8 protein-coding genes are annotated in these 12,812 nt (G+C 71.8%); 6 read left to right on the forward strand and 2 right to left on the reverse strand.

The window, feature by feature from the left end; translation table 11 throughout:
• Positions 1-409 precede the first annotated feature (409 nt).
• From AC5LSR_RS09505 to AC5LSR_RS09525, 5 genes are all read left to right on the forward strand, one after another.
• The gene (locus tag AC5LSR_RS09505) at positions 410-1,339 is read left to right on the forward strand and encodes a TetR/AcrR family transcriptional regulator (protein WP_250281829.1); all 930 of its coding nucleotides are present in this window, start codon (positions 410-412) and stop codon (positions 1,337-1,339) included.
• A 271-nt stretch (positions 1,340-1,610) separates the two neighbouring features.
• On the forward strand, positions 1,611-2,969 hold the full coding sequence (locus AC5LSR_RS09510) for a glutamine synthetase family protein (protein WP_250281827.1): 1,359 nt from the start codon (positions 1,611-1,613) through the stop codon (positions 2,967-2,969).
• A 540-nt stretch (positions 2,970-3,509) separates the two neighbouring features.
• The gene (locus tag AC5LSR_RS09515; protein ID WP_250281826.1) at positions 3,510-3,692 is read left to right on the forward strand and encodes a hypothetical protein; all 183 of its coding nucleotides are present in this window, start codon (positions 3,510-3,512) and stop codon (positions 3,690-3,692) included.
• Positions 3,693-3,784: 92 nt separating this feature from the next.
• On the forward strand, positions 3,785-5,371 hold the full coding sequence (locus AC5LSR_RS09520; RefSeq protein ID WP_493468362.1) for a hypothetical protein: 1,587 nt from the start codon (positions 3,785-3,787) through the stop codon (positions 5,369-5,371).
• 90 nt (positions 5,372-5,461) lie between these two features.
• Entirely contained in the window at positions 5,462-8,605 is a 3,144-nt protein-coding gene (locus AC5LSR_RS09525) for a bifunctional [glutamine synthetase] adenylyltransferase/[glutamine synthetase]-adenylyl-L-tyrosine phosphorylase (protein ID WP_250281854.1), read from the forward strand.
• Positions 8,606-8,766: 161 nt separating this feature from the next.
• On the opposite strand, the gene glnII is transcribed toward AC5LSR_RS09525, so the two are convergent.
• A complete protein-coding gene (gene glnII, locus AC5LSR_RS09530; RefSeq protein WP_250281824.1) occupies positions 8,767-9,828 on the reverse strand; it encodes a glutamine synthetase GlnII in 1,062 nt (353 codons plus the stop codon).
• A 494-nt stretch (positions 9,829-10,322) separates the two neighbouring features.
• The gene (gene glnA / locus AC5LSR_RS09535; protein WP_250281823.1) at positions 10,323-11,747 is read right to left on the reverse strand and encodes a type I glutamate--ammonia ligase; all 1,425 of its coding nucleotides are present in this window, start codon (positions 11,745-11,747) and stop codon (positions 10,323-10,325) included.
• 194 nt (positions 11,748-11,941) lie between these two features.
• Between glnA and AC5LSR_RS09540 the strand changes: the two genes are divergently transcribed.
• Positions 11,942-12,568 (forward strand): RDD family protein, encoded by a 627-nt coding sequence (locus AC5LSR_RS09540; RefSeq protein ID WP_250281821.1) that lies wholly within the window; start codon positions 11,942-11,944, stop codon positions 12,566-12,568.
• Positions 12,569-12,812: the final 244 nt, after the last annotated feature.

A 12,812-nucleotide genomic window follows, 5' to 3' on the forward strand; every position in this document is an offset into this window, starting at 1 on the left:
CCGGCCCTGATCCTGATCCTCCCGCTGAGCTGCCCGGTGCCGTCGACGCGCCGTACAGCGTCGTCGCTTCCCCGGCCGCGGCGGTGGGCGCGGCGGAACAGACTTCCGCTGTCCTGTTCATGCGATCTCCTGTTGGTCCGTCCGGGCGCTGGCGCGTCCCGGCGTCCCCTCCATGCTGCCACCGGGGCGGAAACAGATGCGTCGTGGCCTGGCTCACCGTAGGCTTCGATCTTGGATGTAGGGGGCGCCATCCGACGGTCGGGACACAACTTCGGCGGACGGGACCTATGGGGCACAGCAGGAACCACAGAGGTGGACGGCAGTGGCCGCGGGTGAGCGGGCGCGCTGTGTCGAACCCGATGCCGAACCCGATGCCGGACCCGATGCCGGGCCTGTCGCGGTATCCGGCGTGGCGCCGCCGACGGCTCTCGACGCCGCCCTCGCCACCGTTGCCGGCACGGCCCTCGATAGGGCCCGGGGCGTGCCGGTCACGGCCCGCGGGACGGCCCGTGCGGTGGCCTCCGGCATGGGGTTCGACCAGGTGTACCCGGGCCGGCCGTCCGCGGGCCGGGGCCGGGGCGGGACGTCCGTCGTGACGATGCCGGGCGGATGCGCGTCCGGGCCGGCGCGATCGGCGGCCGGCGAGCAGCACCACCCACCTGTCGACCGGCGCGGGCCCGAGCCGGCGCGGCCACCGATGCGCGCGCCGGGGCGTCCCCGCGACACCCGCCGGGACGAAGCGATCATCAGCGCGACCCTGCACACGCTCGCCGACTACGGGTTCGCCGGGCTGTCGATGGAGGCGGTCGCGGCGCGGGCCGGGGTCGGCAAGGCAACGGTCTACCGGCGGTGGCCGACCAAGGACGCCCTGGTCGTCGAGGCACTGGGCACCCTTGCGGATCTCTCGGGCGGGGCACAGACCGGGTCGCTGCGCGACGATCTCGTCGCCTGGCTGAACACCGTGCGCAAGCACAGCATCCAGACGCTGGCCGGTCGCATCCTGCCCAGGCTGCTGGCCGAGAAGGAGGAACATCCCGATCTGTTCGAGGCCTACCGCCGGCGGGTCATGGCACCGGTGCGGGACCGGGTGGCCGCTCTGCTGCGTGACGGCATCGTCTCGGGGGAACTGAGCCCCGACATCGACATCGACATGATCATCGACATGCTGGTCGGCTCCGTCGCCTACTGGCAGTACACCGGGCACCTGCGTGACGTCAGCGGCTCCCGGATCACCGGGGTGGTCGACACGGTCCTGCGCGGGATCCTCCAGCGTTCCGGGCCCGACACGGCCGAGCTGCCGGCGGGCCAGCCGACAGCGGGGATACCGGCCGTCGGCTGACCCGCTGGCCACACCGGCGTGACGGGCCGCGGCCCGCCGCTGTCACCCCGCCGCCGAATGATCGCGTCATCTTTGGCCCAGGGTGCCGCCAATCCGGACTCGGCTGTGACAATACGTCACGGGTCTGGTTGTCGGGATGCCGTGCCGGGGCGTTCGGACAGGCCAGTCGCTAAGGTCGGCTGGGAGCTATCCGATCGGTGCTCTTTGGACCACCTGCCCGCCCGCGACGGCGAGCCGACATCGTTCAGCCCTCTTCAGCGCGGAGGCTGCCATGGACAAGCAGCAGGAGTTCGTTCTGCGAACCCTCGAGGAACGCGACATCCGGTTCATCCGGTTGTGGTTCACCGACGTCCTCGGCGTGCTGAAGTCCGTCGAGATCGCGCCGGCCGAACTGGAGGGGGCGCTCGCCGAGGGCATCGGGTTCGACGGGTCGTCCATCGAGGGCTTCGCCCGGGTCCACGAGGCGGACATGCTCGTCAAGCCGGATCCGTCGACCTTCCAGGTGCTGCCCTGGCGCGGGGACAGCCCGGTGACCGCGCGGATGTTCTGCGATCTCGTCATGCCGGGTGGCGCGCCGTCCCCGGCGGATTCCCGCTGGGTCCTGCGGCGGACGCTGGCCACCGCGGCGGAGGCCGGTTTCACCTTCTACACCCATCCCGAGATCGAGTTCTTCCTGTTGCGGCAGCCGCCGCGGCGCGGTGCGCCGGTGCCGCCGCCGGTCGACGACTCCGGGTATTTCGACATCACGCCGAACGACATCAGCCATGATTTCCGGCAGCAGGCCATCGGGGTGCTCGAGCGGCTGGGTATCTCCGTCGAGTTCAGCCACCACGAGGTGGCGCCCGGCCAGCAGGAGATCGACCTGCGATACGCCGACGCCCTGACGATCGCCGACAATATCATGACATTTCGTCAGGTGGTGAAGGAGGTCGCGCTGCGGCAGGGTATCTACGCGACGTTCATGCCGAAGCCGTACAGCGACCAGGCCGGGTCGGGCATGCACACCCACCTCAGCCTTTTCGAGGGTGACCGGAACGCTTTCTACGACCCGACCGACCCCTATCATCTCTCCAAGGTCGCGCAGGCTTTCATCGCCGGTCTGCTCGTTCACGCGGCCGAGATCACCGCGGTGACCAACCAGTGGGTGAACTCCTACAAACGGATCGTCGGCGACCAGCGTGCCGGTGAGGTGCTGGAGGCGCCCGCCTATGTGTGCTGGGGGCACAACAACCGTTCCGCCCTGGTGCGGATACCGTTGCACAAGCCGAACAAGCCGAACGCGACCCGGATCGAGTTCCGGTCGCCGGACAGCGCCTGCAATCCCTATCTGGCGTTCGCGTTGATACTCGCCGCGGGCCTGCGGGGCATCCAGGAGGGGTACGAGCTGCCGCCGCCGGCGGCGGACGACGTGTGGACCCTGACCGAGCCGCAGCGCAACGAGCGGGGCATCACGGCGCTGCCCGGCACGCTGGAGGAGGCGATCGCGACCATGGAGCGGTCGGAGCTGGTGCGCGACACGCTCGGCGCCGACCTCTTCGAGTTCTTCCTGCGGAACAAGCGGGCCGAGTGGGCCGAGTACCGCCGCCAGGTCACGCCGTTCGAGATCGACCGGTACCTGCCCGTTCTCTGACCGGCCCTGTTCCGTGACAGGCCCTGTTCTCTGGCCGGCCTCCGTCCCTCTGGCCGGCCCTGGGCGGGGACGGTCGTGACCGTCCCGTGGCCGGGCCGGGAAGGTCTGCCACGCGGGTCCGCCCGGTCCGCTGAAAAGGTGATATCGGGTAACTGGTGGCCAGTCGTCGAGAAATAGCGTGAAACGATTTACCTGAATCCGGATTCGGACCCATGGCGACTGGAAGTGGCCGGTTGCTTGCGCTCCGCCGCTCTGGCCTCTAAAGTCCAGTCCCGATGGACCGCAAAAGCGGCCTGTGACGACCTGGCCGAGGTATGCGGCGAACTGTGTCGGCCATACGGCCGTGCTTCCGTGCCCGTCGTCCACCGGGTGCGGTCGCCTGCGGTTCATCACATATGAAAAAGGCACCTGGAACAGCCGCGGAACAGCTCCGTGGAACAGCTCCGTGGAACAACGCGCAGGCCCGGCGGAACAGGCGTGCGGACAGGTGCGATCATTATCGGCCGTTCAGCGGGCGATGACATCCGAAAGGGAAACGTGATGACGACTACAACTGGCCTGGACGCCGCCGAGCTGGCGGCGGAACACGCCGAGCTGCTTCCGGAGCGTTCGGCGATGGCCGTCTGGGACTACACCGACCTCGGCTGGGCCGCTGGGCTCTTCGGCGGTCTGTTCGCCACGGCGGCCGACTACGTCGGCGGCGCCTTCTTCGTCCAGTTCTGACGGGACGTCGGGCCGGTGTCCGACCAGTGGCCTTCCGGCCGGCCGACGGCGGCGCGACCCTTTTCTCCCGCGCGCCGCCGACGGCCGGCCCGATGACGGCGCGGCCGGCCACCGCCGACACCCCGGCGGTGGCCGGCACCCTTGGAGGCAGCGCCGTCCCGGCGGTGGCCGTGCCCCGGCGCCCGGCCGCCGCCGGGGGGCTGCGGATGCTCGGTGAGTTCACCGGGTCGGGCCTGCGCGGCCAGGTCTTCCTGGTCCGTCGGCGGGACGGCCAGGTCATCACACTCACCGGTCTGCTGCGGCACATCGTCGACGCCGCGGACGGCAGCCGGGACATCCCCGCGATAGCGCAGCGGGTACGGACGGCCAGCGGACGCGCGGTCAGCGCGGGCGACGTCGAGCACCTGCTGGCGGCGAAACTGATCCCCCTCGGAGTGATCGCGGACGGTCACGGGGCCACCGCGGCTCCCCGGGCGACCCCGCTGCTGGGGCTCGCCGGCCGCCGCACACTCGTGCCGGAGCCGGCCGTGGGCACGCTCGCGCGCCTGCTCGCGCCGCTGTTCCGGCCGATGGTCGTAACCGGTGTCCTGACCGCCCTGGCCATCGTGGACGCCTGGCTGTTCACCTCGCTGCTCACCCCGACCGGTACCGATTCCGCTGCTGGTTACGGTGCCGGCGCACGGATACACCACGTGCTGGCCAGTCCGGCGCTCGTCCTCGCGGTCCTCGGCGGCACGCTCACGTCCATGATCTTCCACGAATGCGGCCATGCCGCCGCCTGCCACTACGGAGGCGGCCGGCCGGGGGTGATCGGATGCGGCATCTATCTGCTGTGGCCGGCCTTCTACACCGACGTCACCGACGCCTACCGGCTGGACCGCGCCGGCCGGCTGCGCACCGACCTCGGCGGGGTGTACTTCAACGCGATCGCCATCGTCGGCCTCGGGGCCGCCTACGCGGTCAGCCGCGCGGACGCGCTCGCCGTCGTCGTCCTGCTCGTCCATCTGGAGGCGTTCCGGCAGCTCGTACCGGTGGTCCGGCTGGACGGATACTATATTCTGAGCGATCTCGCCGGGGTCCCGGACCTGTTCGCCCGGATCGGGCCGGTGCTGTCCAGCCGGCTGTACCAGACGCGTGAGCGCTGCCGGCGGTGGGCCCCCAGCAGAGGACGGCACCGACGCCGCGGTCGTCACCACGACCGGATCCGTGCCCGAGGCCATGCCTCCGAGCGGGCCTCCGACCGGGCCCGCGTCCAGGGCCGGCAGCGGGGTCACGGCCAGGCCCCGGATCCGCGGGTGACGGCGCTCACCCGCCGGGCGCAACGGACGATCACGGTATGGGTGCTGGTCGTGGCCCCGCTGCTGGCCGCCAACCTCGTCCTCATCATCATGATTGCTCCGAGCGTGGTCGCCCGGTCCGTGAGTGCGCTGCGGGAGCGGGCCGGGCTCGTCGCGCACGCCGCCGGGGCGGGGGAGCCGACAGTCATGATCGTGGACGCGCTGGGCGCCGTCATCCTCGCGCTTCCGGCGGCCGGTATCGCCTTCCTGCTGCTGCGGCTGGCCGGCGCGGGTGCCCGGGCGGCGGTCGCCACCGGACGGGGCGGCCCGGGGCGCGCGCTGGCCACCGGCCTCGGCACGATCATCGTCCTCGGGGCCGTCCTGACGTCCTGGCTGCGCTGAGCGGACGCCGACGGGGCGGTCTGGGGCCAGGATGGACGGGTGGGCGACCTTTCCCAGACCGGGGCGACCCGGCGGACCGGGGAGGCACGCATGCCTGGCGACCTCGGCGGCACGCACCCCCGGGGCAGCTCCGTGCAGGCGCAGCTGGCCCGGATGGGCTTCACCAACGTGGACAGGTCCGCCGTCACGGTCCGCCGGCTCGGCCTGGTCGGCCCCGACGACGAACATCCGCCCGGTGCCTCTGGTGCCGGCACGTCGTCCGGTGTGGGCGATCTTCACGACAGCGCACTGCTGGCGGAGCTCGCCAGGGCCGCCAACCCCGATCTCGCGCTCGCGGCGCTCGAACGGATCGTGGAGACCGCGCCGGCCGGCGTCGGGCGTGACCTGCTCGCCGCCCTGGGCACCCGGCCCGGCCTGCGCACCCGGCTGGTGGCGGTGCTCGGGGCGAGCGCCGCCCTCGGCGACCATCTCGTCCGGCATCCCACCGACTGGCGGGTGCTCGCCGACGACGACCTGACGCGGACACCACCGGACGCCGGCCTGACGCGGGCGCGGCTGCTGCGCGCCGTCGGGGCGGACCCGGACGCGCCCCTGCCCCGGGCCGCCGGTGACAACACCGGCATCCTCGACGCGTTACGGGTCGCCTACCGCCGGTCCCTGATGATCCTGGCGGCACGCGACCTGACCGGCGCGGTGTCCCTCGACGACGCCACCGCGGAGCTGGCCGACCTGGCCGCGGCCGCGCTGGACGCGGCGCTCGCGGTCGCGCGCTCGGCGCTGTCGCCGTCGGCGCCGCCGGTGCGCCTGGCGGTCGTCGGCATGGGCAAGTGCGGCGGCCGGGAGCTGAACTACGTCAGCGACGTCGACGTGCTGTTCGTGGCCGAGCCCGGCGCCGACGACCGGCCGGCCACCACCAGCGCCGCGCGGACCGCCGCGCTGGGCACGGCGACCTCCCTGGCGGTGGGCATGGTCCGGGCCTGCGGGACGGTCACCAGCGAGGGAGCGCTGTTCCAGGTCGACGTGGCGCTGCGGCCGGAGGGGCGCGACGGCCCGCTGGTGCGGACCCTGGCCAGCCACGACGCCTACTACCGGCGCTGGGCGCGGACCTGGGAGTTCCAGGCGCTGCTGAAGGCCCGCCCGGTCGCCGGCGACCGGGCGGTGGGGGAGCGGCTGTGCGCCGCGGTGCGGCCGCTGGTCTGGTCGGCGGCGTCCCGGCCCGGTTTCGTCGCCGACGTGCGCGCGATGCGCCGCCGGGTGGAACGCTCCCTGCCCAGGGCGGAGGCCGACCGTGACCTCAAGCTCGGCCCCGGCGGGCTGCGCGACGTCGAGTTCGCCGTCCAGCTGCTCCAGCTGGTGCACGGCCGGACCGACCCGGCGCTGCGTGCCGTCTCGACGCTGTCCGCGCTCGACGCGCTCGCCCGCGGCGGCTATGTGGGACGCCGGGACGCCGCCGGCCTCGCCGACGCGTACCGCTTCCTGCGCGGCACCGAGCACCGCCTCCAGCTCCAGCGCCTGCTCCGGGTGCACACCCTGCCCCGGGACCCGGCCGAGCTGCGCTGGCTGGCCCGTTCCCTCGGGTTCGCCACCGCCAAGCGGATGGAGGCCGAGCACGCCCGGGTCGCCCGGTTCGTCCGCCGGCTGCACGAGCGGCTGTTCTACCAGCCGCTGCTGGAGGCGGTGGCCAGGCTGTCCGCGGAGGAGGTCCGGCTGACGCCGGCGGAGGCCCGCGACCGGCTGGCCGCCCTGGGCTTCGCCGACACGGGCCGCGCGCTGCGTCACATCGAGGCGCTGACCAGCGGTGTCAGCCGGACCGCGACGATCCAGCGCCGCCTGCTGCCGGCGATGCTGCACTGGTTCGCCGACGCCGCCGACCCCGACGCCGGCCTGCTCGCCTACCGCCGGGTCAGCGAGGCGCTCGGGCACACCCCCTGGTACCTGCGGCTGCTGCGGGACGAGGGCGGCGCGGCCGAACGGCTCGCCCGCCTGCTGGCGGCGAGCACCTACGTCGCTGACCTGATGCAGCACGCCCCGGAGTCGGTGCGGCTGCTGCGCACCATCGACGACCTGCGGCCCAGCGGCCGTGAGCAGCTCGTCCGGGCGCTGATCGCGATCGCCCGCCGCAACCCGGCCCGGGAGCAGGCGGTCGGACGGGCCCGCGCGGTACGCCGGGTCGAGCTGGTCCGGGTGGCCTGCGCGGACCTGCTCGGGCTGCTCGACGTCGCCGCGGTGGGCCAGGCCCTCTCGGACGCCGCCGCCGCGACGATCGAGGCGGCCCTGTTCGTCGCGCAGCGCCGCTTCGAGCAGGAGACCGGCCGGCCGCTCCCGGCCCGGATCGCGGTGATCGCGATGGGCCGGCTCGGCGGCGAGGAGCTGTCCTACGGCAGCGACGCGGACGTCGTGTTCGTCCACGAGCCGACGGACGACAGCGGCAGTGGTTCGCTTACGGAAAGTGAGATTTCCGCCGCGGCGGGGTCGGTGGTGGCCGAGCTGCGACGGCTGCTGGCCCTGCCGGCCGGCACCGACCCGCCGCTCGTCCTGGACGCGCAGCTGCGCCCGGAGGGACGGGCCGGGGCGATGACCCGCACCCTCGCCAGCTACTCCGCGTACTTCAACCGCTGGTCGCAGGGCTGGGAGGCACAGGCGCTGCTGCGGGCGCGCCCGGTCGCGGGGGATACCGCCCTCGGTGCCCGGTTCTGCGCGTGGGTGGACGGAATCCGTTATCCACCGGCCCTGCGGCCCGGCGTGGTCGCCGAGCTCGTCCGGTTACGCGGCCGGATGGAGGCGGAGCGTATCCCCGCCGGCGTGGACCACACCCTGCACCTCAAGCTCGGGCCGGGCGGTCTCGCCGACGTGGAGTGGGCCGTGCAGGTGCTGCAGCTGCGGCACGCCCACCGGGTGCCCGCGCTGCGCACGACGTCCACGCTCGCGGGGCTGCGCGCGGCGGCCGCGGCCGGGCTGCTCGACCCGGCCGAGGCGGCCGCGCTCACGCAGGCGTGGACCATGGCGTCCCGTATCCGTAACGCGATCATGCTGGTCCGGGGGCGTCCCGGTGACGTACTGCCCCGCCAGCCGCGGGCGCTGGCCCAGGTCGCCGGCGCGCTCGGCTGTCCGGCGGACAGGGCCGAGACGCTGGTGGGCGACTACCGGCGCGGTGGCGCGCACGCCCGCGCGGTGGTGGAGGCGGTGTTCGCCCGCGAACTGGACAACGGCTACCCGGCCGGAGCGGACGGGTAGCCGTCGCGGTTCTGCCACGGCTGCCGCGGAGCTGGCCAGCGCGCGGGCCGCCAGGGGCCGCCGGCCGCCAGGGGCCGCCGTGGGGAGCCCGTGAGCCCACAGCGGGCCCGCAATGGGAGCCGCTGTGGGACTTGCCGTGGCTGTGGGTCTGCCGTGGCGGCTCAGACGGTGAGGACCGCGTCCGCCGGCTCCTTCTGGCCGGGGATGGCCAGGCTGGGCCTGGTGCCCGCCAGCGCGCTGCAGCAGGTGTCGACGATCAGGCCGGTGACCAGGTAGGGGTCCATGTTGGCGTTGGGCCGGCGGTCCTCGATCCAGCCCTTCTTGGCCTTCTCCACCGCCCACGGGATGCGGACCGACGCGCCGCGGTCGGAAGCGCCCCAGGAGAACCTGTCGTACGGGGCGGTCTCGTGCTGACCGGTCAGCCGCTGCTCGATCCCGTCCCCGTAGTTCTTCACGTGCTCCAGGACGCGGGTGCCCAGTGCCTCACACACAGTGACGATGGCGTCCCAGCTTTCCATGGTGGCCCTGGTGGAGAAGTTGGTGTGCGCGCCAGCGCCGTTCCAGTCGCCGGGAATCGGTTTCGCCGCGAACGACACGGTGACGTCGAAATCCTCGGCGATCCGGTGCAGCAGCCAGCGGCCGACCCATATATGGTCGCCGATGGCAGGCGGCGGGAGTACCCCGATCTGGAACTCCCACTGGGCCATCATGACCTCCGCGTTGGTGCCCTCGATGGCGAGGCCCGCGTCGAGGCACGCCTGCGTGTGCTTCTCGACAATCGCCCGGCCGACCATCTTCTCGCCGCCGACACCGCAGTAGTAGGGGCCCTGGGGGGCCGGATAGCCCACCTCGGGCCAGCCCAACGGCCGGCCCTGCTGGAAAAAGGTGTATTCCTGTTCGATACCGAACATCGGCTGCTGGTCGGCGTACTTCTCGTAGGCCTGGCGGCAGAACGCGCGGGTGTTGGTCGGGTGCGGGGTGAAATCGGTCAGTTCGACCTCGCACAGCACCAGGACGTTTTTCCCGCCGCGCAGGGGATCCGGACAGGTGAACACGGGCCGCAGGACGCAGTCCGAGTTGGATCCCGGCGCCTGGTTCGTGCTCGAGCCGTCGAAGCCCCAGATGTCCGGTTCCTTACCGTCGGCAATGATGCGGGTTTTGCTCCGCATCAGGGGCTCCGGCCTGGTGCCGTCGATCCAGATGTACTCGGCCTGGTAACTCACTCGTACTCCCCGTGGTTGGCATGGCACGTAGCGGAGTTTCTCGTCGCGCACCTGCGGATTGTTTCGACCCGGGCCGCGGGTGCCAGGAGGGTCCGTCCGGATCTTCGCCGGGCACGGTTTCCGTGCCGTTCCGGCACGGTAAATTCCCGATCAATCATGTATTTCCGGTCAATGTGTTTTCCCGGGTGTTCCGGAGCCGTTTTCGCCCCCCGGGCGGCCGGCGACGGAACGGCCATGCCAACGTCCCGCCGCCGGTGTTCCGGTCGTGTTTGTTCCCCGCCGCCACCGCCGGGCGGCCCGGCCGTGGCGGCCGCCCGCGGCGGGCCGGCCGAATTACCGGCCGGGCGGGGTAGGCGCGCGGGATGTCCCCGCCGCCGGCCCCGGCCGCCGGATGTCCCGCCGGGCCTCTGGGATCGTGCGTCCGGCCCGGGATCCGCTCCGGGACCGGGGCGCCGGCCCGTCAGATGCCGTACCGGATCAGATACCGTAGCGGATCAGATGTCGTAGTAGAGCTGGAACTCGTACGGATGCGGCCGGAGCCGGATCGCGTCGACCTCGTTCTTGCGCTTGTAGTCGATCCACGTCTCGATCAGGTCGGGGGTGAAGACGTTCCCGTCGGTCAGGAACTCGTGGTCCTCCTCGAGCGCGTCGAGCACCTTCTCCAGCGATCCGGGCACCTGCGGCACGGCCGCCAGCTCGTCCGGGGGAAGATCGTAGAGGTCCTTGTCGATTGGGTCCGGCGGCTCGATCTTGTTACGAATCCCGTCCAGGCCGGCCATCAGCATCGCGGCGAAGGCCAGGTACGGGTTGCAGCTCGGGTCGGGGACCCGGAACTCGATCCGCTTCGCCTTGGGCGAGACGCCGCTGAGCGGTATGCGGCAGCTGGCCGAACGGTTACGCGCCGAATAGACCAGGTTGACCGGTGCCTCGTAACCCGGCACCAGCCGCCGGTAGGAGTTCGTGGTCGGGTTGGTGAACGCCAGCAGCGCCGGCGCGTGGTGCAGCAGCCCGCCGATGTAGAAGCGGGCGAGCTCCGACAGGCCGCCGTAGCCGCTCTCGCTGTAGAACAGCGGCTCGTCACCCTGCCACAGGCTCTGGTGGACGTGCATCCCGGAGCCGTTGTCCTCGAAGAGCGGCTTCGGCATGAAGGTCACGGTCTTGCCACGGGCGACCGCGACATTGCGAATGATGTACTTGTAGAGCATCAGGTTGTCGGCGGTCCGCAGCAGGGTGTCGTAACGGATGTCTATCTCCGCCTGCCCGGCGGTGCCCACCTCGTGGTGCTGCATCTCGACGGTGATCCCGGCCCTGATCAGCGTCCGGGTCATCTCCGAGCGCAGGTCGGTGAAGTGGTCGGTCGGCGGGACCGGGAAATACCCGCCCTTGTACCGGGGCTTGTAGCCGAGGTTCCCGCCCTCCTCCTTGCGGGCGGTGTTCCAGGCCGCCTCGATGGAGTCCACGGCGTGCAGGGAGCCGTATGGGCTGTAGTCGTAGCGTACGTCGTCGAATATGTAGAACTCCGCCTCCGGGCCGAAGTAGGCGGTGTCCGCAAAACCGGTGCCCCGCAGGTAGGCCTCGGCCTTCTTCGCGGTGTTGCGCGGGTCCCGGGAGTACTCCTCCCGGGTGATCGGGTCATGGATGAAGAAGGTTATCGCGAGCGTCCGGTGCTCACGGAACGGATCGACGAAGGCCGTCGTCGGATCCGGCAACAGCAGCATGTCGGACTCGTGGATCGCCTGGAACCCGCGTATCGAGGACCCGTCGAACATCAGGCCGTCGGTGAACACCGACGCGGAGAAGACCTCGACCGGGATCGTGAAGTGCTGCAGAATCCCAGGAAGGTCGCAGAAACGAACGTCGACGAATTCGATGTTCTGGTCCGTGATGTAGCGGAGTACGTCCTCGGCGTTTGTGAACATCCACCCTCCAAGGGAGCTTCATGGCCGTGTGGACAGAAAGGATACGCCATGCCCAGATGCGGACCGTAACGCCATATGGTTCCGCAAACATGACGAAGTCGTTTCGCGACTGTAACACGGCAGGAAATTGTTACTCTGTGCGACTGGATTTTCGGGACGGTCGCCGGGCCCGGGGCCGGGCATAGGCTTACGCCGTGGGACGCGCACTCGGAAACTGGCTGGAAGGTCCACAACTTCCCCGGGACACCCCGCCCGGTGTCCGCCTCGGCCTGCCGGCGGACGGCCCCGGCTCGGCGGTCGGCGCCGGTCCCCGGCTGGCCGCGTTCGCGATGGACGCCGTCATCGCCAACCTGCTGGCCGGCGTCCCGGTGCTGCTCGGGCTGGACTACTCCGTCAATGCCCGGGGGCTCGCCGTCTATCTTGCCTTCCTGCTGGAGGAGCTCGTCCTGGTCGCGGTCAACGGGCAGACCATCGGGATGCGCGTGATCGGCATCCGGGTCGTCCGGGTGCGTGACCACCGCCCGGCGGGATGGTTCTGGAGCGCGGTCCGCACCGTGCTGCTGGCCCTGGCCATCCCCGCCTTCATCTGGGACCGGGACCTGCGCGGCACCCACGACCGCGCGGCCGGCACCGTGGTCGTCCGCGGCCCCGCCCGCGCCCGCGCCACCGCCAGCGGCCCCGCGCCCGACCACCCCGCCTCCGGCCGCGTCGAGCCCGACCGCCCCACTTCCGCGCAGCGCAAGCCCGCACAGCGCAAGCCCAGGCCCAGGCGCCGTCCCGACCCCGGAACGCACGAGCCCACCCGTCGCCCCGCGCAGTAGCCGTCCCGAGGAGCAGACGCATCGACCCGTGGGACGAACCGGCTGACGTTGCCCTCGTCCGGACGCGGACGAGCACTCGCGCCCGCCTCCGACGAACCCGCGCCCCCACGGAGCGGACCCCGCGTGACGGCCAGCTCTCGAGGTAGGGGTCCCCAAATTTTTCGCCGGGGTGTGGGTGTGGGTGCTTCTCGTCCGCGATCTCGTGGGAGATCGCGGACCCCGCGTGACGGCCAGCTCTCGAGGG

The sequence above is a fragment of the Protofrankia sp. CiP1_Cm_nod4 genome, assembly GCF_982290645.1.